This is a genomic window from Echinicola strongylocentroti (assembly GCF_003260975.1).
GTDB classification, from domain to species: Bacteria; Bacteroidota; Bacteroidia; order Cytophagales; family Cyclobacteriaceae; genus Echinicola; species Echinicola strongylocentroti.
This window is the reverse complement of the sequence record NZ_CP030041.1, coordinates 2,142,519-2,168,400: the sequence shown is the minus strand read 5'-3', so window position 1 is coordinate 2,168,400 and position 25,882 is coordinate 2,142,519. Positions and strand designations below refer to the sequence as shown.

Genomic DNA, 25,882 nt, shown 5'->3' with positions numbered 1-25,882 from the left:
CAGGGGGATATGGGATTTTACTTGGTGATTTAAAATGGTTTTTAAAAAATCGGTCTTAATTTTGATGCCAGAAAGGTAGCGTGTAATAAATACGACATAAAGCAATGATATTCAATTTATTTAAGAAGAATAAAGAAGATAAGAAAAGAGGTAGTCAATATGTGTCCTTAAAAGTGCGTGAAGTGGTGCGGGAGACCCCAGATGCCGTTTCGATCTATTTTGAGCAGCCAGAGCCTTATTTGGAGTATAAGCCGGGGCAGTTTCTCACATTGATCCTGGATATCAATGGGAAAGAGGAGCGCCGTTCATACAGCCTATGTACCTCACCATATGTGGATCCGCATCCTGGTATTACGGTAAAGAGAATCGAAGGAGGTGTGGTCTCTAACTTCATCAATGAATCCATCAAACCGGGGAAAACCATCGAGGTGATGAAGCCAATGGGGCATTTTACGGCCGACTTTCATTCCAAGAACAAAAATCATTTCATCATGATCGCTGGAGGGAGTGGCATTACCCCTATCATGGGAATCACCAAATCCGTCCTGATCAATGAACCCCAATCCAAGGTGACATTGATTTATTGTAACCGTTCGGAAGATCAGGTGATTTTTGACCAGTCACTTCAGCAGCTAGTGGCCGAGCAGCAAGGGCGTCTGGAAGTGGTGCATACCCTTTCCCGGCCTTCAGGTGAATGGTCCGGTCTGCAAGGCCGACTAAATGAACAGATGATCGAGCAGGTTTTAGCCGAGAAGCATTTCGCTGAAGCAGACAAGGAGCTTTACTATCTTTGTGGTCCCGAGGGGCTGATGGAAGCAAGTGTAGAAGCTTTGCTGAAACTTGACGTGCCCCATGATAATATCCACAGGGAGAGTTTCTATACCTCTTCTTCAGAAGAAGCAGAAAAAGAAGCGGAGGAGAATGCTGATGGCCAGCCGGCCTTGACCAGAGAGGTGACCATTAACTTGGAAGGAGAGATGCATACTTTTGAAGTGGCTCCGGATAAGACGATTTTGGAGGCAGGACTGGATGAAGGATATGATATGCCTTACAGCTGCCAAAGTGGGCTTTGTACTGCCTGTCGTGGGCGATTGTCCAGCGGAGAAGTGAAAATGGATCAGGATGCGGGGCTGTCTGACAGTGAAAAGAAGGAGGGATACATTCTTTGCTGTGTGTCACGTCCGGTATCTGGAGATGTGAAAGTGGATATTGGATAGGCCATGGAGATGAAGAAAAAATATTGGGAGCTGGAGAGGAATATTCTGATCTTGATAGCGATTCCCTTGCCGGCTTTTGCCTTTGCGTACCTGTATACCACCAGTGGAAATATGGAACTGCCCATCCCTACTTTTCCGCTTTGGCTGAGTATGGTTCTGCTGGTGGGGATTCCCTTGCTGCTGGCATTTAGTTATTTCAAATTTAACGGAGGGATAAAGCAGCTAAGAAATGCTGAAATCCCTTTGGAACAAAAAGTACAACAGTACTGCAAGATGACCATGTCCCGTTTTTGGCAGCTATTTGTCGCATGCTTTTTGTGTGCATTTGGGTTGATCGTCTATGAAAACCCTGGGTTTACGGTGGCCTATGCGGTGACGCTGATCATGACTTCGCTGGCCAAGCCTACCCCGGATAGAATCATCCGTCTTTTACGGCTAAAAGAAGAAGATCGAGCGACTATCGAAGGTTTTAAAATACGGGAAGGATAGAAAAATTGGTTCTATATGATTTACCGTGGGTAACGTTTACTTTGTTTGCCAAATTCTAAGGTGGCTTTCACTTCGTTACCTTGTTACTTTTTTCCTTTAGGTGAAAAAAGTAACCAAAAAAAAAACCACTGCGGTGAGCTATTTGACTAAAATAAAAGCCAGCCCTCGCGCAGGAAAACTCCTCCTGTCTAGAAGCTAGGTTTACCTGGCTTCAGACAGGTAAACCTATGAGCAGCCAATCAACTTTTTGTGCTGATTCATGTCATACAATCCTGCGCCTTTTCCGGCCCACTTCTTTGATTTCTTAACGTCAAATACCTCAAGGCAGAATAGAAAATTCCCCAGTGAAAAGGGAAATCGATTTTTATTCAATGGAAATCATTCCTGATCCGATTTTTCCAGTGATGGTGTAAGTGCCTTGGTTGTTGATGACCAAGTGGTCGCTGGAATTGCTTCCGCCTACTTTGACCATGCCACTGCCGGCGCTCAAGTCGTAATTGTACATGGCCAAGTCTGCATTGGTTTTGATGTGAAAGGCTCCTGAATTGCCGTTAAAGCTGGTGTTGGGGCCGAAGCCTACTTTTTTGGCCTTTACATGACCAGAAGAAAGCTTCATGCTGCCAACGGTAGCGATGTCTTCTAGGGAAGCACTGCCAGAAGTGACGCTGACGTTCACCTCACCGGCAATGTGATTGGCTTCGATTTTTCCACTACTGGAGGTGATGTCCGTGTTTCCTTTGATGTATTCAAGTGCTGCCATGCCACTGCTGACCTTGCAGAGGACATTTCCGTCGACGCGTTTTACGGATACCTTTCCGGAAGATGCCTTGATGTCCAGGTCGCCGGTGAGGTCCTCGGCTTCGATCATTCCAGAACTTGCTTTAAGGTAGATTTTGTCTGATTTTACCGTGCTGATGTACATTTTTCCGGAAGAATTGACGGCACTTAGGTCGATTGCTTCAGGTCCTGTGATCCGCACGTATCTTTTGCCTTGATTATTGTTTTTCCAGCTGTTGGAAGGAGTTTGGTAGGAAATTTTGAGGGTATTGCCAATGGTCACAAAGACAAGGTTTTTGCCGGCATCTTCGTCATGGCCCAAATCTGCCACCACTTCGATCAGGTCTTGTCCCGCATTCCCTTGATAGGAAATCTCAATACTGCCACCCTCGATATCCAGTTTATGGATGTTTTCGAAGCTCTTTTCAATTTTTGTTTGCCCAAAGGCCGCTGAGCTTGCAGCCAAAAACAGGTAAGCAACCAGGCTGATATGTGTCAAAAGATTTTTCATGGTATTGTGTTTAGTGAGTTGGAATGGTTGTTTAGAAAACGAGGCCGAAGGTAATCGGATGCAGGGATTCGCCCGAAGGTCCTTTGCCGTCCTGATAGAGCTCGTTTAGATCGTAAGTAGAGAAAAATGTGACGCGGCCAATACCGATTTCTCCACGGATGCCATAGCGGATATTGTTCAGGTAGATACCGGTGTTCAGCTTGTCTTTATGCCTTCCTGAGCCACCCAATTCGCGATATACATACTTGCTCCTACCTCCTACACGATAGCCAAAATAGGGACCTGCGGCAATTTTTAGGCCTTTGTTGCCATTGTCGTTCATTCTCCCGAAATCCACTTTGAGCAGGGTCATGGCAGTCAGGTAGGAAGCGGATACTTTACTTTTGAAGCCATCCACATCAGTGCGTTGAATAAATTCGATGTTTTGGTCTCCACGGACAGCTTGGTAGTCGCGGTTTTCAAACTTGAAGTTGTACCATTGCACGCCAAGTCCAAAATCCCAATAGAAGCCTTTGGACAAGCGCTGGCTGGCCATTAGGTTCAAGCCGACATTCCAGCTGCCCCAGCCTTTGACGGCGTAGGGCTGGTCGGAGGTGGGAAAACCGCCGCCTCCCCTGAGGTAGTTATTGATGCCCAGGTCTACATTGAAATAGGTTCTGAAGCTGGGTTCTGGTTTTTTGGTTTTTTCCACACGGACTTTGGTGGTAGGGCCGGATTCGTCCACGATTACTTTTATCCTCCCTACGGAAACGGCCGTTTCGGCACCGCCTTCTTCCACTTTGACGATTTCTTTGCTATTGCCGTTTTTGTCACTGATTTCTACCACGGTAAGATCACCAGTGTTTTCGTCCAGCTCGAGGTCCAGTTCATCAATGATCTGGTTGACATCCAGGATTTTTAATTTTTCGAAATCCTCCTTGTTATCGACGAGGATGACGATTTTTCCCGAATGACCGTATTCTACGATAATGCTGTCCTTTGCCGCTGTGAAAACACTGTCAGTCCCTCCTGAGGCAAAGGAAGTGTGTGCTAAGGCCAATAAAATCAAGGCCAAAAGGTATCTTTTCATCGTTCGTAAAGTTAATGTTATTGCTTATTTTGTTTCGTTTTTGGTGATCAGTGCTGCAAAGAGATTGTTTTTAGCATCCTGCAGGTCTGCATATCCTTGGTCTACTTTGCCTAATAGGCCACCGAGTGTATTGATCTTATCGCCGATTTCTTCGACGAGTTTTTCCTTTTTGGGTTTTTCGCTGATGCCGCTGGACTTGATGCTTACCTTATAGGAAACAGCTGGTTCTTTCTCCGTTGTCACGGTGGTATTTTCGGCAATAAGTTCGTCCATGTCTGGCGTCGGTACTTCAAGTTGAGGTAGCGGCGTGACATCCGCTTTAGGGATGGTGGCGTTTTTCTGGTTGCGCTCAGCCACCTGCACCTGTTGGGGTTCTTTTTGAGCCGGTTTCACGGATGCTTTAGACGTTTTTGCTGGGTGTTTTTGATCAGCAGGCTGTTTTGCGGTAGGGGTACTTTCTGGATTTACTTCCTTGGCAGCAGGTTCTACTGCTTCTGCCAAAGTAGGTTGGTCAGTCACTGCTGGCTGTGGAGAATTCTTGGCATCTTTATTTGGTAGCTGCTGCTTTTCGACTGTTTTTTCAGCGATTTGAGGTGCTGCGGGTGGTTGGACAGGTGCATATTGCCAGAGCAGATAGACCAGGCCCATCACACCCATAAACATGGCTGCTATGCGCATCCAGCCCCATTTGTTGTCGGATTTGGTAGGTTCCAGTTGGGATTCCAGTCGTTCCCAAGCCAAACCGCTTGGCTTTTCCTGGTGCTGCTCCAGCTTGTCGCGGAACAATTTGTCTATGGGATGTTGCTGCTTATTCATTGATTCTCCTTTCTTTTAATTGTAACTGGGTGATTTTTTGTTTCAGCATGGCCCTGGCCCTGCTGAGCTGGGATTTGGATGTGTTTTCCGAAATCCCCAAAAGATCACTGATCTCTGCATGCCTGTATCCTTCTATGGCGTACAGGTTAAAAACCGTCTGGTAGCCGAGTGGCAATTCGTGGATCATTTCCAGCAGTTCGTCGGCTTCCATGTCCACAAACTCGTACTGAGGCAAGCTCGTCTCCAGTTCGTAGTCCAGGTTTACTTCCATGGACAGTTTTTGGTTTTTCCTAAGTGTAAGCAGTGATTGGGTGACGATGATGCGTTTCATCCACCCCTCAAAACTGCCCTTGGCTTCATACTGATCCAATTTTTCGAATATCTTCATAAACCCTTCGATCATGACATCTTCGGCTAGGTCGCGGTCTTTGATGTACCGCCGGCAGATGATCAGAAACTTTCCTGAATAGTGATCATACAGGTGCTTCTGGGCATTGCGATTTCCCTTGAGGCATCCTTGTATGATGGCAGATTCAGTGGTAAAAGTTTTTCTGATAAACATGCTTTTTGCGTTCCCTCGAAAATGTTCGTTCTAAAGGTGTTGAAAACCAACTCCTGCCGTTGTCGTGACTGGAAGCGGGCTTCAATAAGGTAGATACAAGTTAAACAAAAAGGGTTGCATGGGGATTGGAATTTTTTTTATAAAAGCGTAGCGATTGATTTTAAAACAATTTTGGGTTTGATCCATCTCGGTCCGGTTGTCCCTTCAGTTGTACTGAGGGACGTTTAACCCGGATTCAATGCCGTTTAGTTAGTGTGTATTTGGAAATATTGGTTCTATTGTTTTTCTGCTAAATTCCAAGATGGTTTTCATCCCTTTACCTTTGTCACTTTTTTGCTGCAGGTCAAAAAAGTGACCAAAAAACCCCGCCGCTGTGCATCTATTGGCCTAAAATTAAAACCTTCCCTCATGCAGGCAAACTCCTCCTTTTCTAGCAGCCAACATTCTTTTTGGGCAGCATTTCGTCAAACAAGCCTGCCTTCTTGCCCACCCGCTTTTTAATTTCTTAACGCCCAATACCTGCAAGGCGGATCCGATTAATAAGTTTCTTATGGATAAATTATCATCATTATTCCATGTAGTGGTACATTTTCTTAAGTAACCGAGTTGAGCGAGAACTATAAGCCCCCCTGAGCCAAAAAAGGTATCGCTTCCTTATTACGGCCCTTGGCATGCCTGTTTTCCAGCCGATGGTGGAGGCCGTTAAGAAAGGGAGTAGGCTCGCGTCGTGGAACAGCGAGACCCACTCACTTTTAGGTCGTAGCCATCGGGTGGAAATTAAAATGGGTGACGGATCTCGGTCGCAGGGTAAATCCATGTTCCATTTTAAAAGGCATACCACCGGCCTAGATTTTTTTCTTTCTTTTTTCATCAATGGAAAAAAGGAAAAGGATAAAATCCACCAAGATGATCAGGTTTCCCCAGCCAAAGTCAATCAAAAAAAGGACTTTTAGGTATATGAAAAGAAGGAAATCCCCTTAACTAAACGGCATTGATCCCGGATTATGCGTTAGGAATCGTAGTGAGAGCTGAAATTGCAAGAAAATCAGTTAGTTTGGAGGCATTAGCGTAGCACCGCTACGGTTATGCCGAAAACTAAAGTGAAACGGCTGATTTTGAAGCAGTTTCAGGTCGCAACAGATAGGCTAATGCATATTTCGGGTTTAATGCCAGCTCAGGTTAATAAGCTGCTTTATAATTGATCAGGATTTGTATATTGTTCCATTCGTTGTCTTGTACTTCTACGGGTTGGATATAGCTGTCCAGGTCATAGACATTGGCAAAATACCCGTTTTCTTCAACCGTAAAAATCGAATAGGCACCAGGGGCAAGTCCAATGGCAAAACTGCCGTCTTCTTCTGTTTCTATCTCGGCGATCATCGGAGTTTCGATATCCTTAAAAAGATGATCTCCCATAGTCGCTTGGTTGATGTGTGTGCGCTCGTAGATGCGGATAGTTCGTTTTACTTTTTTTCTTTCCGGCTTTGCAGGGGTTTCGTCACTGCCATCGGTGATGGTGGGCATCTGGTTTCCTTCGATCCAATACACTTGGCCGACTATTCCCTGGGTGTCTACCCGCTGTGCTTTACATCCACAGAGGAGCACAGCAATGAAGGTCGCGGCAATTAGAGAAAAAGTGAAGGGCGATAATCCTTGTTTGGTTTTCATGGTTAGGTTGTCTTGTGAATGCTAGTTTGGAACTTACATATTTTGTGCCAAGTCCGTGGTAATGGAAAGGATAAGCAGGGCGAACGCATTTAAAAAAGTGTTCCAGTTTGAATATATCTGCCGTTCCTATGGAATTTAACTTCATATGCTTTATTAGACTTTCCTACTTTTTCCATTGATGAAAAAGTAGGCAAAAAATCTAGGCCATGGAGCATTCTTCACATTAAGTAGTTTGGTTTACGAGTACGATTTCGTTTGCCTTAATTTGATTTTGTGCCAGTTGCTATGGGCTAAAAATGAGTGGATCTCGCTTGTCCACTGCACGAGCTAACTCATTTTCTTAACGCCCCCATCAACTGTCCCAAAACCGAATGCTCCAAAGGTCAAATAATGGACTCACAGTGACTACTTCGTTTCTATGAGACTGAGTATTGCGTTACGGATACACATAAACTTATCTAAACCATTCTCCCCACTTGGGCAGATAGGTGCGGTGGATTATTTGTCCATTAGGCCAACTGATGCTCGTGCTCTTTCAGTATTTGCTGGGACGGGCTACTGCTGTTTCTAATGTTCAAACTGCGGTAAAGTGCCAGCGGCACGATAAATTTAGTAACCTGCGGATTCATCCGCAGGACGTTAAGCACTCATCAGCCTCCAGAAGGAGTGCCAGCGGCACGGATGATAGCTACCCTACACGAAATTAATCCTAAATGCGTTTGCCCTGAAAGGATAAGAGAGAATGTGTCTATTTTGACTTTTACACGTAGGAATTATAGAAAGATAAAACGAAAATAGGTATATCTGCAATGATACCAGTAATCACAGAGATATGAAATAGGTCCTCACAGAAACCACGGAAATCTCAGAAAAGCGTTGTTTTATTCTGGGTTTTCTGTGCGTTCGGCGAGAAATAAAAACTACTGGCAAGAAAGCGTATAATCAAAAAAGAAAAAGGCAAGTGCGACCTCACACCTGCCTTTCCAAAAATCAAATCAACGCATATGAATCTTTATTCTTTCAAGAAGAATGCATCTTTAAACTGCAGCCTGGAAAGGCTGTCGGCCTGGCTCTGCTTGTGCTCATCATTGCAGGAGAGGCATAGCAGTCCGTCCTCATTGAATACCCAGTAGTTGTGCTTGGTGACATCTTTGAGCTTATAGCCATTGGAGTAAATGGTGTTTCTGAGGATGGATATCATGGACTTGTCCATTACAAAGGGGCGGTTGTAAGGAATGTGCAGGGTTTGGTACAGGTTTTGGCCCCGGAATTTGGCCATGCTGGCAAACTCCAGTGTACGGGAGAAGGTAAGGATGGAGTCCTTTACCGAATAGTCGTACTGGATGGCTTTGGCATTTTCGATGGCATCTGTCCTGGAGCTTCCTTGGGATTTGAAGTCCTGTACCAAGCGAATAGTGCTGTCAGCTGTACCTCTTAATTGAATATCGACCAGCTCAAGTTCATCCATGGTCTGCTCACGGTCACCGCCTTGCAGGATAAACACGCTTCCTTTGGGATCGAGTACTGTTTCTTTAGTGAATTTACCTTGGTCCTTGAATTCTGCAACAGTCTTGGGGATCTGAAAGGCGCACACCATGATACTGAGCAGCCAGATGCCAAAGGTGACCAAACCAAACCTTGACTCGATCAAGCTCCTCCTGATGATTACGCTGATGCCAAGCAATGTCAGGATGAGTCCAGGGATAAATACGGCGACACTCACAGCGATGGCCAGCCAAATAGGAAGGGACTCCGAGATCATTTCGATGGGTACATTATCAATCATGTAGAGAAAACCGTCATTGATGATTAGCTCAAAATAGACCCCTAAAAATGCCAAAGGAGTAAGCGTAACGACTACCCCAATAATAAATATGAGCAGACCAAAAGCCACTCTGATGACATCGAGCACAAACCTACCGAAGGGGCCTAGGGCCTTTCCCAGGCCGTTAATGATGTCTCCCAAAAAACGGAAGGGTGCCAGCCATGTTTTTTTGTTTTGGGGAGGAATGGGAGGTTCAGGAGTTTGCCTGTTTGCGATGATCGTATTTTCTATACTGCTCAAGGTGATTTCGCCCCCTTTCATCTTGATCCGTTCGGTGATGGATTTTGCGACTGGAGTGATGATCCAGAGAATCAGGTAGATCACCAATCCCGCACCACCAGCGAATATCAATCCCACAAATGCCAATCGTGCCCAAAGGACCTCTATCTTAAAGTAAGCCGCCAATCCGCTGCTGACCCCGCCGATAACCCGGTCGTCGGGATTTCGGTAGAGCTTTTTGATTTTTTTGTCTTCAGGTTCTTCATAGGAAACCGGTAAAATGACCCATAGCACGATATATGCCAGTACAGCCCACCACCCTAAGGATACGTGGATGTTCCAGTCCCAAGGGAAGAAGTCAAAATTGCGTAAGGAAAATTCCCCGCTAAACAACAGGAGAATCGCCACTAGCCGGGTCCATAATGGATCGATGGCCAAGTAGTGGGCCAGCCCTGCGCATACGCCACCTAGAATTTTACTTCTTTCCAGTCGGGTCAGCTTTTTATAGCCTTTTCCCGCATCTTCGTGGGGGGGAGTGATGTATTTATAAAACTCACTGTCACTGTTATCAGGCTCTTCTTGGGATTGCTCAGCCGCTGCTGGTTTTTCTTCTTCCACTGCCTTGAAATCAGCAATTGTACCCATTTTTTCGATCAATCTGTCCACATTCTCTGCGGTGATGACCTGCTTATTGTTCTTGAGGTTGCTCAAAAAAATCTCTGCAATACGGTTTTCGATATCCTTGATGATTTCCTGGTTGTCCTCATAATGTGAGAAATGCTTATTAATGGACTCCAGGTACTTTTTAAGGTGGTCATAGCCATCTTCTTCGATATGAAAGAGAATGCCGCTGATATTTATGCTAATCGTCTTTTTCATGGCCTTATTTTTTCGAGGTGATTAATGTGGTAGAAGTGACCAAATCATTCCAAGTGCCGCTGAGCTGGTCGAGGAACTGACTTCCCTCTGGGGTGATGGAATAGTACTTTCGGGGAGGTCCAGATTCGGATTCTACCCATTTGTAAGAAACCAGCGCAGCCGTTTTTAGCCGGTTGAGCAATGGATAGAGGGTGCCTTCTACCACAATTAACTTTGCTTCTGTCAGCTCTTCGATCATATCCGAGGCGTAAACCTCCCCACGGGATATGATATGCAGGATGCAGAATTCCAGGATTCCTTTCCGCATTTGTATTTGTGTGTTGGATGCTTTCATCAATTGTTTATTTATAGTGTAGATGAAACCAGGGTGATCGGTTTTTATCTTTCACTTCCTGCCTTGGCAATTCATTTCTCTATTCCTATGCCGAAAAATAATACCAAAGTTAAATCAGCTACCTTGTAATACATAAAACTAGGTGAACTAAGGATGTTTTTAATGTATCTTAATTAGCGTTTTAGACCAAAAATCCTCGTTATTGACCTGTTTGAGCTAAAAATAAGGCTCCTTGGTTTTTTTTAAGAATTTTAGGAACCTGTGTTTTTTATGTGTATTGTCATGCTCTAAGGTGTCTTTCAAGTGAACAGGGGATGTTCGGTTATGAACAGCAGTGAAATTGATGTGACGATGTATAATTTAAATAAGAGTTGTTCGTTTGTGCAAATTTATTTTTTACTTTGCAATCGTGGAAAATACGAAAACTACTGCATTAAAACGTGGCTTGTCGGCCTTGGTACTGGTATTGGCCAGCCTGAATGTGGTGGCACAAGGCATCACTCCGAAATACTCCAATGAATTCATGAATATAGGTGTGGGAGCCAGAGGTCTAGGGATGGGGGGAGCACAGGTGGCAGCAGTAAAAGACGTTACCGCGGCTTATTGGAACCCCGCTGCCTTACTGGCCATTGAGCATAAGTACGAGTTTTCCATGATGCATGCGGAGTATTTTGCTGGAATTGCCAAGTACGATTATGCGGGTTTTTCCACCAATATTGAGGAGGATAACCAGGTAGCTGTGTCGTTGATCAGGTTTGGGGTCGATGATATTCCGGATACCCGTTTCTTGTATGATGCCAATGGCGCTTTGAACTATGACAATATCCAGTTTTTTAATGCAGCCGACTATGCGTTGTTGCTCTCTTATGCGCGGGATTTCAGTGATGTGTTCAAAGCAGGGATCAATACCAAGATTATCCACCGTAATGTAGGGAAGTTTGCCAAAGCTTGGGGCTTTGGCTTTGACGTAGGAGGGATGTTCTTGATGGATTCTTGGCAAATAGGCGTCATGCTGAGGGATATTACCACGACTTTTAATGCGTGGTCCCATAATGCCGAAATGGTGCGCGAGATTTATGCCCAAACCGACAACGAGCTTCCCCAGAATTCCATTGAACTGACATTGCCCCAAGCGATTCTTAGCTTGGCCAAGACGGTAAGCCTGCAGGAGCATTTTACCGTGCAGGCCGTGGTTGATCTTAATATGACCTTTGACGGGCAGAGAAACACCTTGATCAGTACTTCTGCTGTTAGTGTAGATCCTAGAGTCGGTTTGGAGGTCGGTTATAAACAGGTCGCCTATCTCAGGGGAGGAGTGAGTAATTTTCAGTATATCAAAGCCTTTGATGGTAGTGAGTCACTGTCGGTCAAGCCAAGTTTTGGGTTGGGGATTTTTCTGAATGAAAAAGCCTATGTCGATTATGCACTTACCGATATCGGAGCTGTTTCCGAAACGCCCTATTCGCATGTTTTTAGTTTGAAGGTAAGCCTAGAGCCATTGACAGAAGGGTTTAGACTGCATAAAGGTTGGGGAGAAAATTGATACCGATGAGAAAAGCCAGTTTATTATATTTCTTTGTGGTGATTTGGGCAGGGATAGCCCAGGGACAAACGGAGTGGATTGACTATTCCAAGACGTATTATAAAATCCCCACTTCCACTGATGGGGTGTATCGGCTGAGCTATGCGGCCCTTTCTGCCTCTGGTATGAATCCTTCTGGTGTAGACCCACGCACGCTGAGGATGTATCATCGAGGGGAGGAAGTCGCCATTTATGTGTATGGGGAGGAGGACGGTGAATTTGACCAGGGAGACTACGTGGAGTTTATTGGCAGGCGCAATGATGGGGAGTCAGACAAGCCCCTGTATCCTGATCCGGAAAACATGGCCAATCCCCGCTATAATACCCATAGTGATGCCAGTGCTTTTTTTCTTACTGTTAGCCCGGGGCAGTCAGGTATGCGGATGGCCGAAAGCGCCTTGGATACCAATGCAAGTGCCGTAGAGGCCTATCAGACCAGTGTTACCCAGGTTTTTGCGGATCAATATGCTTTGGGGCAGACCTATTCCCTTGGTGTTCATCTAGGCATATATGACAAAGGCCAAGGGTGGACAGGTGAAGTAGTGAGGAGGAATGAAAGTCACGATATCACCTTTAAGGAACTGGGAAATGCTGTGACTGGATTGGCTAGCTTTATTGACTTGGGCATTGTGGGTCGGTCGGATGTAGCCCATTTGGTGGAAATATACGCCGGGCCAAGTACGGAGAGCCTCCGGAAGCTTGCGGACGTAGCCTTGGAAGGGTTCGAATTTGTGCCTTTTAGGGCAGACCTACATCCTTCGGATATAGGTGTAGACGGGCGTATGGTGGTAAGGGTAGTTCCGGTAAGTACTTCCGGAGGCAATGACAATGTCTCCGTGAGCTATGCCTCCTTGACCTATGGGAAACAAAAAATAGCGGGCGATTTCACCCGAGAGGAACTGACTTTGGGGCCAGGTAATTATCAATTGACCTTAAAGGGCCTAGCGGATGAATATGTGGCCTATGAAATAGGAAATAGAAGTGCCCCTGTCCGCTTGGTTGGCCAGAAAACTGGGGGTGAGCTAAGCTGGCCGGTGGGCAACAGAGCTGATAGTGCCCATGTACTTATCCAATCAGAGAAAGAAGTAATGGCGCCTACCATTTTGGATAAAGTGAGATTTAGGGACTTACTGTCCCAATCGGCCAATTACCTCATTCTTACCCACGCTAGTTTGCAAGAAGCTACTTCTACCAATACCGATCCAGTAGCCGCATATGCGTCGTACCGGGAATCTCCGGCTGGTGGAGGCTATCAGACATTGACTTTTACTGCGGAAGAGCTTTACAATCAATTTAACTATGGAGAGAAGTCTCCTTTGGCCATAAAGGAATTTTTGCGCCAGTATGCTGCACGCTATTCCCCCGAATACCTGCTACTGATGGGAAGGGCATACGGTATGTACAATTACACCAATTCTGGTGGCGAGAGGTATTACTACCGTGATCATCCCGAGTTGTTTTCTGTGCAGGACCTGGTGCCCACTTTTGGCTATCCCTATAATGATAACCGTTTTGTGGTGGGGCTGGACAATGAAAACTCCCTGTCAGCAACCATTGCCGTGGGCAGGATTCCCGCTCGGGTCCCCGAGGAGATCAATTATTATTTGGCAAAAATCAAAGAGAAAGAAGCGCTGGGCACAACGGCTTCTTGGCAGAAAGAAATGGTGCATTTGAGTGGAGGGCTTTCCGCTTTTGAGCTAGAGCGCTACTATAATTTTTTAAGGGGATTTGAAAGCATTGCGGAAGGGCCTTATTTTGGCGGAGAGGTCACCACTTACAGGAAACGCAATAATACTGAAGTGGAATTGATCAACATCTCCGATAAGGTCAATGAAGGCGTGAGCATGGTGACGTTTTTTGGGCATGCGGCCACTTCTACCACTGATATTGATATTGGGTTTGTGAGCCAAGATGAACTTGGGTACGACAACAAAGGGAAGTATCCTGTTCTGCTACTGAATGGTTGTGATGCGGGGAATGCTTTTGGTGGGGCTTATACGTTTGGGGAGGACTGGATTCTGACGCCGGACCGGGGGGCGTCTAACTTTATGGCGCACGCCAGTATCGGTGTGGATGTGTTTTTGAGGCGCTATTCAGAGTCGTTTTATCAAGTGGCTTTTGCTGATTCGTCAATGGTGTACCAGACGATAGGAAAGGTGAAGCTGACGAGTGATACACGGTTTTTTGACAGGTACGGGACGTCTTCCATCAATCAATCACATGCCCATCAAATGATCATGTTAGGGGATCCAGCAGTGCGTATTTTTCCAGCAAAAGAAGCCGATTATTCCCTGGATGCGGAGGAGGTCACGCTAGGGGATGCCAATGGTGATCAGGTGACTTCCTTGACAGATACGCTTGATTTGGCTTTTGTGGTGCGTAATTTGGGGATTGTCAATCAAGATACACTGAATTTTAAGGTGAGCAGGCAGCTTCCGGATGGTACGGTGATCAATTATGATCCAGCACAGCTTGCCCCTGTCTTTTATCGTGATACGGTCCACTTTTCTGTTCCAAATGTCGGTTTGGTCGCTGCAGGGGATAACTACTTTACGATTTCTCTAAATACCGAAAGGGATGTCCCGGAGATGTCTTATGCCAATAATACGGTGGTGGCGAGTAAGTTCATTCCTTCCAGTGGTACCCAAAACCTGAGTCCTTTAAACTATGCCATTCATAGCGGCCCCTCAGTGGAGTTGATTGCCCAAGTGCCGGGCAAAGCTTCTAAGGACAGAACCATTGTTTTTCAGTTGGACACATCGCCTGATTTTACTTCTTCCTGGCGCAAAGAACACAGGGTGACCACCCGCAATATCGCCCAATGGCAGCAGGGTATCGGTGACCGGATCAATACCGAGGATACCGTCACCTTCTATTGGCGGACCAAGTTCCTGGAGCAGGAGGAAGGGGAGAGCAAAGAATGGGCCGTGAGCAGTTTTTCATATATACCAAACGGGCCAGAAGGCTGGATTCAGCGGCAATTTGCGCAGTTTTATGAAGATGAATTATATCACCTTGCCATAGACAAACAAGTAAGGCAGTGGGAGTATTTGGGGACAAAGCGGAAGGTGGATGTCTTTACCTTTGGGCCAGAGACAGAAGGGCTGGAATATGGACAAGTGCAGATTGAGTTGGATGGTATTCCGTATAATCAAGATTTATTTCAGCGTCGATGTACCAATAATTCCTTTGGCTTGATGGCCTTTGACCAGCGCAGTTTAGCGCCTTATTTGGTGATTCCACTGACAGATTTTGATGTACTTGACCCGAAGAGCTGCGGGAAGACTCCGCAGATCATTCAAAACATCAGAAGTGGTTGGATCACCGGTGAAGGGCAGACCGTGCTGATGGATTATATCGACGGGCTGAAAGAAGGGGATTATGTCGTGATTTTTTCCGTTGGGAGAATGGATTTTGAAGATTGGCCAGATGCTGCATTTCTGAAGATGAAGGAAATAGGTGCCAATGAGGCCACACTCCGAAATCTCCAAAATGGGAATCCGTATATTCTTTTTGGGAGGAAAGGGCTAGCCCCGGGAGAGGCTACGGAGATCGTGGCTGATGAGGCTTCGGAATTGCCTGCCTCAGAGCAATCCATTAGTTTTTCTACCGAAATGCAAGGGTTTTATGATGCCGGAAGTGTGGCGAGCAAGCGTGTGGGACCGGCGTCTTCTTGGGCGGGGTTTTATAATCAGACCAAGGTAAATGGCGAGTTGGGTGAAGAGCAGTTTGCATTTGATGTTATTGGTGTAAATGCCTCGGGGGCAGAGACGGTGCTGTTCGAAAATATATTGGAAGGCGAAGTTCGGCTGGAAGATATCAATGCCGACAGGTACCCTTATCTAAGGCTCCAGTTTCGCTTGGCAGATTCGGAAACAAGAGTCCCAAGGCAGCTGATGCGTTGGCAGGTGAATTATACGGGAGTGCCAGAAGGTGTATTGGTGCTGAAGGACAAGGCTGATCAGGTGCCACTGCAAGAAGGTGAAGTAGCCGCAGTTAGGTTTGAATTCGTTAATATCTCCAAATACGATTTTACAGACTCCCTGACAGTAAAATGGTCCCTGCAGAATAAACAGCACAATACCATTGAGGATTTTGAGCAGAAGATACCGGCGGTAAAAGCTGGGGAGGCGCATGCTTTTGAGGTGCAGTTTGACTCGTATGGCCATGCAGGTAAAAACTCCCTGAATGTAGCTGTCAACCCGCGTGAGTTCCTGGAGCAATCCTATAAAAACAACGTGCTTGATCTGGCAGATTACCTGGTGGTGGAAGAGGATCACCAAAACCCTGTACTGGATGTGAGTTTTGATGGTGCATATATCATGGATGGGGACATCGTTTCGCCTAATGTCCTGATTGCGGCTTCGGTGAAGGATGAAAATGAAACCCTCCTGAAGCAGGATACCACAGGTGTGGAAGTGTACCTCAAGAGAGACTGCGAGAACTGTGTCTTTGAAAGAGTAGCCTTTAGCAATCCTTCGTTGAAATGGTTTGAAGCAACGGCAAACAGTGATTTTAGAATGGAATACCGTCCCGGACCATTGGAAGATGGCGTCTATACCCTGCGGGTGAACGCGGTGGATGCCAGTGGGAATCAAGCAGGGGAGAAGCCATATGAAGTGAGTTTTGAAGTGGTCAATGCATCTACCATTACCCATTTTTATCCCTATCCAAATCCCTTTAGCACGAGTGTGCGCTTTGTGTTTACCGTTACTGGGGCGGTACCTCCAGATGAGATTAAAATCCAGATCATGACCGTGACGGGCAAGGTGGTGCGCGAGATCCTACAAGAGGAGTTGGGGCCTGTAAAAATAGGCAATAACATTTCTGAATATGCCTGGGGTGGCAAGGATGAGTTTGGTGACCAGCTGGCCAATGGGGTGTATATTTACCGTGTGCTGGTGCGAAAGGACGGGCAGTTTGTCGAGCACCGTGCCACAGCTGGTGACAAAGCTTTCAAGAAAGGGTACGGGAAAATGTATTTGCTTAGATAACTGAGAAGTTTCGAAAACGGCCTTCTTGGTGGTTTTGGGCTCAATGTCGGGCAAATGTCGGGTCAAATCCGCTTGCTTTTCGGGTGATATTAGATGAATAAACTCCAATTTGCGATGGTCAATCAAACACTATTAACGATGAAACAACCTGAATTGGGAAAAGTCATTCAGCAGCAGCGACTTTCCAAAGGAATGACCCAAGAGGAACTGGTGGAGCGCTGTAATATCAACGTGCGCACCATCCAGCGTATCGAAGCAGGAGAGGTGACACCGCGAGCGTTTACCGTAAAGACCATCATGGAAGTGCTCGATATCCAGCTGCCCACCGATGATCCCGAAAAGCCCCGGCCAACAGCAAAACCTACTTTCTCCACAATCGACCAACGCCAATTGTGGTGGGCGGGGATTGCGGGAGTGATCTATTTTTTGGTGTCTTCTTATGAGGTGTTTTGGAATATCGTGTTGATGGCGGACGCAGGAGTGGAGCAGCCTGAATATTTCACACTGCTCAAGACCGTTGTGCTGATCTCTTATGCTGCCTTTGCCTACGGGTTTTACCTGGTCGGTCAGCGTACAGGCAATAAAGTGCTCCAGTTTGGCGTGGTGTTTCTGATCTTGGTCAATGCAGGCATTATTGGTACTGATATCTATTCCGGTAAGGTGGTGGGGGCAGAAGATGTGTGGTTTGGTGTGTTTGAAGTGATGGCTTTTGGGGTTTCCTTGATCCCTTTTTCCATTGGGTTGATCCTGTCCAAAAAGACTTTCGGCCAGCATTATCAAGTTATAGGAGGAGTAGGCTTGTTGACTGGCTTGATATTTATTACTTGGGTGTTTAAGGTGATCGGTCTATTGACTTGGGCAGTTTTTGATATTGCTTGCATCTATCTGTTGTTTAAGCATTCGCAGGGAAAGGAGACAGTAAGGGATGGGTTTTAGTGGAGGTCAAAGGGTGAAGTGAAAAAGCTGGGGACTGAAGGAACGCTGATGACACTGATGATTAAGATTTGCGCTGATTTTTTTCTTTAAATGGAAAAGCAATTTCAGGTCGAGATAAATAGCCTAATGCATATTCTGTGTTTAAGAAAGTGTGTCGAAAAGTATTCCCCCAGAAATATTGCTTGATCCAGCATAAAACCATAAAATTTCACATCGGTTTGCTCTATAAACAACAAAACCCCTTCAAATTTTCATCTGAAGGGGTTTTCTGTACCTTGGGCCGGAGTCGAACCGGCACGAGTGTTACCTCATTGGTGTTTGAGACCAACGCGTCTACCAATTCCGCCACCAAGGCTTGATAGTTTTTCACTATGCTTTTTCCTGTTCCGTTCCGAACGGGATGCAAATATGGACAAAGATTTTTTTCTATGCAATAGCTTTGCCCTACTAATTTTTGTTTTTTTCAATAGTGATAATCCTATTTGCAGGTAAGTGCTTAGCTTTCATATGGTTATTTGTCTTGTGTTTTTATTCTTCTTCTCTATGAAAATTGATAACCACAGGACTGTCATATTTTAGTCCCAGCAAATCGGCACCATGACCATGGTTAATACCTATTTCCAAAAAGTCCAGGCTATTGAACACGGCAAAGCAATCACCTGGCTCGACGCTATCATAGGATGGATGGAGCTCCGTCATTACCTCACGGCTAAATTCGAGGGTGAATTTGCCGGGGTTGAGCTGATTGAAGACACTTTTGGGAATATTGGTGATCAGGTTGCCATAGCCATCCATGCGAAGGACATGGCCGACGATCTGTTTTTTGGTCGCTTTGATCTGACGCGGCATCATCTTGCGGATGGCTTGTAGCGGTCCGCCAAAATCATGGATCGCTGCCCCACTGGCTACTTTGGCGGCTATGGGGGCTAGGATATCCTTGGCAGGAAAGGTGCTGTCTTTGATGTGGATGTCGGCAAATTTTACCACAATGCCGGGGTCATAATCCGCCAGCATGCTGAGCACCCCATTATTGGGGCCTACAAAGATGTGCTCCTCCAGTTTGATGCCAATATATCCATCTGTCATGCTGCTGGTGCTGTTAAGGGCTACCAAGTGAATGGTGCCTTTGGGGAATTCCTTATATACAGATCTCAGGACAAAGGCAGCATGGGCGATGTCATAAGCCTCTACTTTATGGGTGATGTCAATGATATTGAGCTGAGGGTTAATGGATAACATCTTGGCTTTGACTGCAGGTACATAATAATCGCCATCTCCAAAATCTGACAGGAATGTTACTAAGGCCATAGAACGAAGTCAATTAAAATTTTGTACTTTTGTGAAGTATAAACAAAAATAGAAATTTTATTCTTGTAAGAATAATCTGACAACCCTAAATACACATTAACGGATTGGTAGAAAAGGTAATTACTTTAGAAAATATTCCGCTTTTGGATTTTCTCGGCACTGAGAATGAGAACATCCGGCAGATCGCTGCGGCATTTCCCAAAAGCAAAATTGTTTCTCGCGGAAATGAAATTCGCATTCAGGGAAGGGCACCGGAGATCATCCGCATCAATGACGTGCTCAATATGCTCCTACAGCATTTTAACCGATTTGGTCAGGTGACACCCGAAAATGTCAAAGAGTACATTGATCTCGAAGGTGTGCCCTTTGAGGAAGATCCTAAAAATGACATCATCGTTTTTGGCAACAAGGGGCTGGCCATCAAGCCGAAATCTGTCAATCAGCGGAAGCTGGTGGACGCTGCTTTTAAGAATGACTTGGTGTTTGCCCTGGGGCCTGCAGGAACTGGGAAGACGTATATAGCGGTGGCTTTGGCAGTGCGCGCGCTCAAGAACCGGGAAGTGAAGCGCATCATCATTACAAGACCGGCCGTGGAAGCAGGTGAAAACCTTGGCTTCTTGCCTGGAGATCTACAAGAAAAGCTGGATCCCTACCTGAGGCCAATTTATGACGCCTTAGGTGATATGGTGCCAGCAGAAAAATTGAAATTCTATCAGGAAAATCGTGTGATCGAAATCGCCCCCCTTGCGTATATGAGGGGAAGAACGCTGAACGACGCCTTTGTGCTGCTCGATGAGGCGCAAAATACGACCAGGGAGCAGATCAAGATGTTTTTGACCCGGATGGGGCCAAACTCCAAGGTGATCATCAATGGTGACCAAAGCCAAGTAGACCTGCCCACCAAGCAAAAATCCGGCCTTCGTGAAGCACTTCGCGTGCTCAAAGATGTCAAAGGCATTGGGCTGGTCAATCTCAGCGGCAAGGATGTCATCCGCCATAAACTCGTGAAATCAATCATAGCAGCTTACGATCAGGACGATCTACAAAAAGATAAATCCAGCAATGAACGAAGTGACCGTCAAAAAGGTAACGAATAAAGCCTCCTTAGATCAGGTTTTTGCGATTCGTGAAGAGGTTTTTGTGGTGGGGCAAAATGTGCCTCCCGCCGAAGAATATGATGAGTTTGAGGAGCTTTCTACTCATTTTTTGGCATTAGTGAATGGTGAGCCTGCAGGGACAGCCAGATGGAGGCTCACAGACCATGGAGTGAAATTGGAGCGTTTTGCGGTGCTGGAGAAAGTCCGAGGTAAAGGCGTGGGCCAAGCGCTGGTACAGGCTGTCCTGGAGGATGTCAAATCCACCGTGGAGGCAGAGGGCAAGTGTCTATATCTGCATGCCCAGCTACACGCGGTTCCACTGTACGCCAAGTTTGGTTTTGAGAAAGTTGGAGACATTTTTTCAGAATGTGACATTCTCCATTACAAAATGGAGCGATATTTGTGATATATCAATTGATATTTGTTTTACAGGTTAAATTTTACCAAGTTTTTATTATTTATACCTATTATTTGAATTTATTACATTATGAAAAAGCTATTACTTGTTGTCTTATTTTCAGGCATGATGATGGGTGCTTACGCCCAAACGGATTACAACCAGAATGAGGTCAAATTGAATATTTTGAATACGATCGCTCAGGGGTCTATAGAGATCGGTTATGAGCGATTTGTGGACAACGATCAGTCCATTGGAGTAGAATACCTGATCAATGACCGCTTTGGTTATAATGGCCAAGGAAAAGGAAAGAAATTCAATACCAGTAGTTTATTGGTTTCCTATAATTTCTATTTCCTGAACAATGATCCTGAGCAAGGAAATATCTATGTTTACCCCTTCTTCAAGTACCGGTTTGGGGATTTTACTGAGCCAGATGATAACGGGAACACCATTGTGACAGATATGAACAGTGGCATGATCGGTATTGGTGTAGGATACAAATGGGTGCAAAGTGATAAGTTTGCCATTGCGCCCTACGTTAATATCGCCAGAGGCTTCAGCGACGAGGTGAATGACAGGTTCTCCGCAGTGGAGCTGAATGCTGGTGTAAGTATCGGTTACCGGTTTTAAATTGCTGAATAAAAAATAATTGTTTTATTAAAAAGGGTTTTCTGAAAAGAAAGCCTTTTTTAATGGAATAGCAATTCAATGAATTTTACTTTTTTGAGATAAATCACTGCTTTTAGGTGGTTTTTTTGGGTATTTAGTTGCTTTTTCCTCTGTTGTTCGGCAGGCCATTTTTTTAAATTAAAAGTGTTTTTCTGTGTCAAATCTATTTCGGAACAGAGGGGTGATGTCTTGATGCCGATTTTCTACTTGATTCTTAATGAGGTGTCAAGCTACACAAGCTACATTTTGAAATGGTAAAGCTTATAACCTCAGTTCGATTATAAAACCGTTTCCGTACAGTGCGGAACATGCACTGCGAGCCTGTCTGGAGCCAAGGCAGGCCTGTCTAAAGCCAAGGCCATAGCCATCAGTTTAAGCGGATATCGGTACACCAACTGCCACAGATACATGGGTTTAGCTGTTCGGGATTTGTAATCTCGAACCGAGATTACGGGGATTTGCAATCCCCCTAATCCATTTGCGGATAACACAGACACCAATATGAATGTAAGTATTCAGCAACTTACAGACGTTAGCCTGACGGCTATGGCCTGGACAGACAGGTTCGCAACGTTTTTAATACTAAAATTAAGTCGAGCTCAGGTTAACAGTAAATGATTGTGTGGCAAAATTTAATGACTGTATCACCTACTCATGGATGGAGCCATGTGGTGATTGTTTGCACAAATGTAGGTCCAGTGGGGAGTGGGACAGTGAGTTGTGTTCTTAAAATTTAAAGAGTAGAAAAAATTAAATAGCATGAATAGACGAAAAGAAAAACACGCCCTTATAGGACAGGTGGTGCTTAATGGGTATGATTTAAGCTATCTGGAAAGTTTTAAGGCTTTACAATCAAAATATCCTGATGATGAAGATATTCGAATTACAAGTTTCATATGGATGGCAATAATTCATGACGAAAATGGTCATTTGATTAAGGCGTTGGATATCTTTTATAATTTACTGCGAAAGGAAGAGTTTAGTTCTTTGCAGTTACAAAATATTTTGATGGATACCTTCAAAATCTTGATAAAGTTGGATAGAAAAGAAGAAGCCATAGAATTGGTAGAGAAATATCATGTTGATGAAAGAATTGATCCTTTGTCATATGTTTCACCTTTATTATTCTGGTATGTTGATGAACTTGCTCCTTTAGAGCTAGATCTTGCGAAATACGATCAACTTTTGGATTATGCAATGGACAAATTGGGTTATCATTCAAAGATGGTTGATAGAAAGGCGAAGATTAGAGAGATACATTGGATAAATCATAATACAAGCATGAAATATGAAAACGTATTGACAAAAGTAAAAGGAAAAGCAAAAGAGGAACAGATCTTAGGGTTAAGAGAATTTGTCGCTACAGATCCTCCAAGTTTGTATAAAAAAATTGCTAACAAAAAAATAGAGACCTTAAGCAAATTGTAAAAAAATGCATTTATAACAAATGACTTTCCAAGAATTTAGCTGTTCGGGATTTGTAATCTCGAACCGAGATTACGGGGATTTGCAATCCCCCTAATCCATTTGCGGATAGCACAGACACCAATATGAATGTAAGTATTCAGCAACTTACAGACGTTAGCCTGACGGCTATGGCCTGGGCAGACAGGTTCGCAACGTTTTTAATACAAAAATTAAGTTGAGCTCAGCTTATAAATGTAATTGGTAAAAAAAAGAAGAGTAATGATAGCATTTGAAGTTGAAGTAAACAAAAGGAAAAAAGTCATTGGGCTGAACGATATTGGTGTGCTTTCATTTAGCTTGATCAAGCTTCCTGAAAGTACAAATAGTATAGTTAAAATGTATCTGGGTGGGTATGATGTCCAAAATGACCTTCATTTTAAATGGTTGGATGAAGACCTAATGGATGGCGATGAGGTGAGCATTAAGATTCATGAAGGTAAGTACGAGGCTTCTTCCCCAATCAGTGTCAAGCCGGGGGAGGACGATCAAGAAAAATTGAAGCGTCAGATCAAATATTATTATGTTCTTGAAAAGGAACTGAAAAGTAAAAATCTTATATAGTCATGATAGCATTTGAGGTAATCATTAACAATAACAGAAAAATCGTAGCGGCGAATGAAAGCGGTGTTTTAACATTTGGTTTGGATAAGGTTACTCAGGGCACGGAAAAAGAAATCAAAGTTCGTCTTGGGGGCTATTCTAGGGATAATAGGACACATTATGAGATAAGCTCACTATTGGAGATGAATTGATGGTGCGGATTCGTAAAGATCCTTCTGTGCTTAACGAGCCAGCTAGAGTTCGTCCTATTGATGAAAAGTTTGAGTTACAAAAAAAACTAGAGCACTTTCTGGATCTACAAAGGAAATTGAAAGGCAAAGGATTGATATAGGCTATTTAAGTTGCTTATTATACAACCTGTTATGTTCAAGGAAAGTGCGGGTTTTAGCTTGCGTTCAAGAAGATAATCGGAATACTGTTAGTATAAATAGTCTTTTCTGCTGCCCAATTCTAAGTGTTATTCAGCTCCGTAAAAGCCAGCATTTATGCAATTTAATGAATTTCCTTTTTTGAGGTATGTCCTGTTTTTTATGGCTGGGATAGTAGGCTATTCGGTTATTGGGAGCATGCTTTCTTCTATGTCCCTTTGGGCTGTGATAGTGGTGGTTTTACTGATTTATCTTGGGTTTGCGATCGTTAATGGTAAAAATAAGCGTTACAGGTTTCGGGCGGTTTTTCCAGTTTTGGCATACCTGCTGTTGGTGATTGGTGGCTATACTTTTGCCAGCAGGAAGGATGTCACTACACACGATGACCATCTTTTGCATCTTGGAGAAGTGCAGGGGTATATGGGAGAGGTGCTTTCGCTGGATGAGGCCAAGCCCAGTACCTATGCGAATGAATTGGCTGTCAGGTATGTCCAGACGGACGTTGGCTATCAAAAAGCCAGTGGAAAAGTGTTGATTTATCATCGGCTAGACGATGCGTTGCAACCGGGAGATATGGTTTGGGTGGCCGGTACGCCCCAGCGTATCGCTCCTCCCAAAAACCCCAAGGCCTTTGATTATCGGAGATTTATGGCCAGGAAGCAGGTGTATCACCAACACTTTATAGGAGACAAGGTTTTACGGTTGGGGGAAGTTGACAAGCTTTCGCTGTATGAGCCGGTGCTACTGGCACGGAAAAAACTTGGTAGGCACTTAGAGGGAACTTTTGAGGATAGTCATGCGCTGGAGGTGGGGAAGGCCCTGCTGTTAGGACAAAAAGCCGATTTGGGCGAAGCGGTCAGTGAGGCCTATATCACGGCAGGAGCCATGCACGTGCTGGCGGTTTCGGGCTTGCATGTAGGGATGATCTATGGTTTTTTTCTGCTGTTTTTTAAACCTTCGCAGCTTTCTAGGATGAAGCGTGTGGTGTACTTGACTATGGTGGTGCTGCTCATTTGGATGTACTCCATGCTTACAGGAATGTCTCCATCTGTCATGCGGGCAGCGACGATGTTTACGGTGCTTTCACTTGCCCAGATGCAGTCCAGAAGCCCTTCAGTATTCAACACCTTGGCCATTTCAGCATTATTGCTGATGCTGTTTAATCCGTTCATTATCTTCGAAGTAGGATTTCAGCTTTCCTATGCGGCTATGTTTGGTATTTTGATCTTGCAGCCGGCCATTGTGTCCATTTGGCTGCCCAGAAATAAGGTGCTGTATTACCTGTGGGAAATTACATCCGTCAGCATCGCTGCTCAGCTGGCGACTTTTCCATTGTCAGCTTATTATTTTCACGTCTTTCCCAATTATTTTTTACTTTCCAATTTGTGGGTCATCCCAAATGCCTTTTTGGTCATGGCAGTCGGTTTGCCGTTTATGTTGCTTTCATTGGCCGGCTGGACATGGGGGCCGTTGGGCTGGCTTTTAGAACAATTACTGAAAGTTATGAACAGCGGTGTTTTCCTTTTTGACACCCTTCCTTATGCCCAGACTGATGGAATTACCCTAAAAGTGACTACCGTGTTTTTGCTTTGGGGGCTGATGGCCTGCCTTTACCTGGTTTTGGTAAGAAGAATAAAAGCATTTGCCTATGGGGCCGTTTTGGTCATTATTGGGCTTATTGCAGGGAGCTGGTGGTCGTACTTTGGCAGGGATCATCAAGAGCAGCTTTATGTGTATAGCCTCAGGGAGGGAGTAGCGATGGATTATCATTCCAGGGATTTTGCAGGTTCCTTTCAGCAATTTGTTTCCGAAAAGGACCTCGATTATCAGGTCGTTCCCCACAGAATGGCCCACCAACCCTCCGCATTTTTACCAATGGCTTTTGCAGGTCAAGAAAATGAATTTCTGGTTTTTTTGCCCAATGGCCATGTGATGAAGGCACGGAATGGAGGGGTCAGGTTGATGGAAAATACAACGGTATCAGCGGCTTTTTACGATGGCGATAAGTGGGTCAAAATGAATGAAACGAGTGAATTCTATACTAAGAAAGGGGCTGTAAGACTTATTTTTGAGTGAGTGAATTGATTTTTTTGGAAGAACAGCTTGGACACCCTATCTTCATTTAACCAACTCC

The 25,882-nt window shown here is 44.9% G+C and carries 21 protein-coding genes and 1 tRNA gene; 13 read left to right on the top strand and 9 right to left on the bottom strand.

The window, feature by feature from the left end:
- The first annotated feature begins 104 nt into the window (after positions 1–104).
- Entirely contained in the window at positions 105–1,217 is a 1,113-nt protein-coding gene (locus DN752_RS08345) for a ferredoxin--NADP reductase (RefSeq protein WP_211324180.1), read from the top strand.
- A 9-nt stretch (positions 1,218–1,226) separates the two neighbouring features.
- Positions 1,227–1,706, top strand: a complete 480-nt coding sequence (locus DN752_RS08340) for a hypothetical protein (protein ID WP_112786468.1) — start codon at positions 1,227–1,229, stop codon at positions 1,704–1,706.
- A gap of 364 nt (positions 1,707–2,070) precedes the next feature.
- Here the strand turns inward: DN752_RS08340 and DN752_RS08335 are convergent, their stop codons facing one another.
- The 4 genes from DN752_RS08335 to DN752_RS08320 are packed head-to-tail and all read right to left on the bottom strand — an operon-like array spanning position 2,071 to position 5,441.
- The gene (locus DN752_RS08335) at positions 2,071–2,994 is read right to left on the bottom strand and encodes a DUF4097 family beta strand repeat-containing protein (RefSeq protein WP_112783515.1); all 924 of its coding nucleotides are present in this window, start codon (positions 2,992–2,994) and stop codon (positions 2,071–2,073) included.
- A gap of 31 nt (positions 2,995–3,025) precedes the next feature.
- The gene (locus tag DN752_RS08330; protein ID WP_112783514.1) at positions 3,026–4,063 is read right to left on the bottom strand and encodes an outer membrane beta-barrel protein; all 1,038 of its coding nucleotides are present in this window, start codon (positions 4,061–4,063) and stop codon (positions 3,026–3,028) included.
- 24 nt (positions 4,064–4,087) lie between these two features.
- The gene (locus tag DN752_RS08325; RefSeq protein ID WP_112783513.1) at positions 4,088–4,879 is read right to left on the bottom strand and encodes a hypothetical protein; all 792 of its coding nucleotides are present in this window, start codon (positions 4,877–4,879) and stop codon (positions 4,088–4,090) included.
- Complete coding sequence (locus DN752_RS08320) at positions 4,872–5,441, bottom strand: RNA polymerase sigma factor (protein WP_112783512.1); 570 nt, start codon at positions 5,439–5,441, stop codon at positions 4,872–4,874. Before DN752_RS08320 ends, DN752_RS08325 begins: the two co-directional genes overlap by 8 nt.
- 671 nt (positions 5,442–6,112) lie before the next feature.
- Here DN752_RS08320 and DN752_RS24430 point away from each other — a divergent pair.
- Positions 6,113–6,394 (top strand): hypothetical protein, encoded by a 282-nt coding sequence (locus DN752_RS24430; protein WP_162633159.1) that lies wholly within the window; start codon positions 6,113–6,115, stop codon positions 6,392–6,394.
- Between the two features lie 226 nt (positions 6,395–6,620).
- Here DN752_RS24430 and DN752_RS08315 read toward each other — a convergent pair whose 3' ends face one another.
- From DN752_RS08315 to DN752_RS08305, 3 genes are all read right to left on the bottom strand, one after another.
- Positions 6,621–7,109, bottom strand: a complete 489-nt coding sequence (locus DN752_RS08315; protein WP_112783511.1) for a carboxypeptidase regulatory-like domain-containing protein — start codon at positions 7,107–7,109, stop codon at positions 6,621–6,623.
- A 1,012-nt stretch (positions 7,110–8,121) separates the two neighbouring features.
- Positions 8,122–10,032, bottom strand: coding sequence for a PspC domain-containing protein (locus DN752_RS08310; RefSeq protein ID WP_112783510.1), 1,911 nt, complete (start codon positions 10,030–10,032; stop codon positions 8,122–8,124).
- Between the two features lie 4 nt (positions 10,033–10,036).
- Positions 10,037–10,366, bottom strand: a complete 330-nt coding sequence (locus DN752_RS08305) for a PadR family transcriptional regulator (protein ID WP_015264211.1) — start codon at positions 10,364–10,366, stop codon at positions 10,037–10,039.
- A gap of 445 nt (positions 10,367–10,811) precedes the next feature.
- Here DN752_RS08305 and DN752_RS08300 point away from each other — a divergent pair, with 445 nt between their 5' ends.
- From DN752_RS08300 to DN752_RS08290, 3 genes are all read left to right on the top strand, one after another.
- A complete protein-coding gene (locus tag DN752_RS08300; protein ID WP_449389520.1) occupies positions 10,812–11,909 on the top strand; it encodes a putative type IX sorting system protein PorV2 in 1,098 nt (365 codons plus the stop codon).
- A 5-nt stretch (positions 11,910–11,914) separates the two neighbouring features.
- The gene (gene porU2 / locus DN752_RS08295; protein ID WP_112783509.1) at positions 11,915–16,942 is read left to right on the top strand and encodes a putative type IX secretion system sortase PorU2; all 5,028 of its coding nucleotides are present in this window, start codon (positions 11,915–11,917) and stop codon (positions 16,940–16,942) included.
- A 138-nt stretch (positions 16,943–17,080) separates the two neighbouring features.
- Entirely contained in the window at positions 17,081–17,878 is a 798-nt protein-coding gene (locus DN752_RS08290) for a helix-turn-helix domain-containing protein (protein WP_245949488.1), read from the top strand.
- Between the two features lie 271 nt (positions 17,879–18,149).
- Here the strand turns inward: DN752_RS08290 and DN752_RS08285 are convergent.
- Positions 18,150–18,233 (bottom strand) — tRNA-Leu (locus tag DN752_RS08285).
- 173 nt (positions 18,234–18,406) lie between these two features.
- Positions 18,407–19,186: an SAM hydrolase/SAM-dependent halogenase family protein gene (locus tag DN752_RS08280; protein ID WP_112783508.1), complete on the bottom strand. Its 780-nt coding sequence runs from the start codon at positions 19,184–19,186 to the stop codon at positions 18,407–18,409.
- 104 nt (positions 19,187–19,290) lie between these two features.
- On the opposite strand from DN752_RS08280, the gene DN752_RS08275 reads away from it, so the two are divergent.
- The 7 genes from DN752_RS08275 (at position 19,291) to DN752_RS08245 (ending at position 25,824) form a co-directional block, all read left to right on the top strand.
- Positions 19,291–20,283 (top strand): PhoH family protein, encoded by a 993-nt coding sequence (locus DN752_RS08275; protein ID WP_112783507.1) that lies wholly within the window; start codon positions 19,291–19,293, stop codon positions 20,281–20,283.
- Positions 20,249–20,689, top strand: coding sequence for a GNAT family N-acetyltransferase (locus DN752_RS08270; protein ID WP_112783506.1), 441 nt, complete (start codon positions 20,249–20,251; stop codon positions 20,687–20,689). Before DN752_RS08275 ends, DN752_RS08270 begins: the two co-directional genes overlap by 35 nt.
- Before the next feature lie 81 nt (positions 20,690–20,770).
- Positions 20,771–21,313, top strand: a complete 543-nt coding sequence (locus tag DN752_RS08265; protein ID WP_112783505.1) for a DUF3575 domain-containing protein — start codon at positions 20,771–20,773, stop codon at positions 21,311–21,313.
- Positions 21,314–22,111: 798 nt separating this feature from the next.
- Positions 22,112–22,780: a hypothetical protein gene (locus DN752_RS08260; RefSeq protein WP_112783504.1), complete on the top strand. Its 669-nt coding sequence runs from the start codon at positions 22,112–22,114 to the stop codon at positions 22,778–22,780.
- Positions 22,781–23,038: 258 nt separating this feature from the next.
- A complete protein-coding gene (locus DN752_RS08255; protein ID WP_112783503.1) occupies positions 23,039–23,380 on the top strand; it encodes a hypothetical protein in 342 nt (113 codons plus the stop codon).
- A gap of 2 nt (positions 23,381–23,382) precedes the next feature.
- Complete coding sequence (locus DN752_RS24735) at positions 23,383–23,571, top strand: hypothetical protein (RefSeq protein WP_112783502.1); 189 nt, start codon at positions 23,383–23,385, stop codon at positions 23,569–23,571.
- 294 nt (positions 23,572–23,865) lie between these two features.
- Positions 23,866–25,824: a ComEC/Rec2 family competence protein gene (locus tag DN752_RS08245; protein ID WP_112783501.1), complete on the top strand. Its 1,959-nt coding sequence runs from the start codon at positions 23,866–23,868 to the stop codon at positions 25,822–25,824.
- Positions 25,825–25,882: the final 58 nt, after the last annotated feature.

What these genes read in the sequence shown, in the direction of transcription:
- DN752_RS08290 (WP_245949488.1), top strand. Translation starts at nt 17,081, where the DNA reads ATGAAACAACCTGAATTGGGAAAAGTCATTCAGCAGCAGCGACTTTCC.
- porU2 (WP_112783509.1), top strand. Translation starts at nt 11,915, where the DNA reads ATGAGAAAAGCCAGTTTATTATATTTCTTTGTGGTGATTTGGGCAGGG.
- DN752_RS08265 (WP_112783505.1), top strand. Translation starts at nt 20,771, where the DNA reads ATGAAAAAGCTATTACTTGTTGTCTTATTTTCAGGCATGATGATGGGT.
- DN752_RS08310 (WP_112783510.1), bottom strand. Translation starts at nt 10,032, where the DNA reads ATGAAAAAGACGATTAGCATAAATATCAGCGGCATTCTCTTTCATATC.
- DN752_RS24430 (WP_162633159.1), top strand. Translation starts at nt 6,113, where the DNA reads ATGCCTGTTTTCCAGCCGATGGTGGAGGCCGTTAAGAAAGGGAGTAGG.
- DN752_RS08270 (WP_112783506.1), top strand. Translation starts at nt 20,249, where the DNA reads ATGAACGAAGTGACCGTCAAAAAGGTAACGAATAAAGCCTCCTTAGAT.
- DN752_RS08345 (WP_211324180.1), top strand. Translation starts at nt 105, where the DNA reads ATGATATTCAATTTATTTAAGAAGAATAAAGAAGATAAGAAAAGAGGT.
- DN752_RS08335 (WP_112783515.1), bottom strand. Translation starts at nt 2,994, where the DNA reads ATGAAAAATCTTTTGACACATATCAGCCTGGTTGCTTACCTGTTTTTG.
- DN752_RS08315 (WP_112783511.1), bottom strand. Translation starts at nt 7,109, where the DNA reads ATGAAAACCAAACAAGGATTATCGCCCTTCACTTTTTCTCTAATTGCC.
- DN752_RS08340 (WP_112786468.1), top strand. Translation starts at nt 1,227, where the DNA reads ATGAAGAAAAAATATTGGGAGCTGGAGAGGAATATTCTGATCTTGATA.
- DN752_RS08305 (WP_015264211.1), bottom strand. Translation starts at nt 10,366, where the DNA reads ATGAAAGCATCCAACACACAAATACAAATGCGGAAAGGAATCCTGGAA.
- DN752_RS08260 (WP_112783504.1), top strand. Translation starts at nt 22,112, where the DNA reads ATGAATAGACGAAAAGAAAAACACGCCCTTATAGGACAGGTGGTGCTT.
- DN752_RS08245 (WP_112783501.1), top strand. Translation starts at nt 23,866, where the DNA reads ATGCAATTTAATGAATTTCCTTTTTTGAGGTATGTCCTGTTTTTTATG.
- DN752_RS08330 (WP_112783514.1), bottom strand. Translation starts at nt 4,063, where the DNA reads ATGAAAAGATACCTTTTGGCCTTGATTTTATTGGCCTTAGCACACACT.
- DN752_RS08325 (WP_112783513.1), bottom strand. Translation starts at nt 4,879, where the DNA reads ATGAATAAGCAGCAACATCCCATAGACAAATTGTTCCGCGACAAGCTG.
- DN752_RS08255 (WP_112783503.1), top strand. Translation starts at nt 23,039, where the DNA reads ATGATAGCATTTGAAGTTGAAGTAAACAAAAGGAAAAAAGTCATTGGG.
- DN752_RS24735 (WP_112783502.1), top strand. Translation starts at nt 23,383, where the DNA reads ATGATAGCATTTGAGGTAATCATTAACAATAACAGAAAAATCGTAGCG.
- DN752_RS08320 (WP_112783512.1), bottom strand. Translation starts at nt 5,441, where the DNA reads ATGTTTATCAGAAAAACTTTTACCACTGAATCTGCCATCATACAAGGA.
- DN752_RS08280 (WP_112783508.1), bottom strand. Translation starts at nt 19,186, where the DNA reads ATGGCCTTAGTAACATTCCTGTCAGATTTTGGAGATGGCGATTATTAT.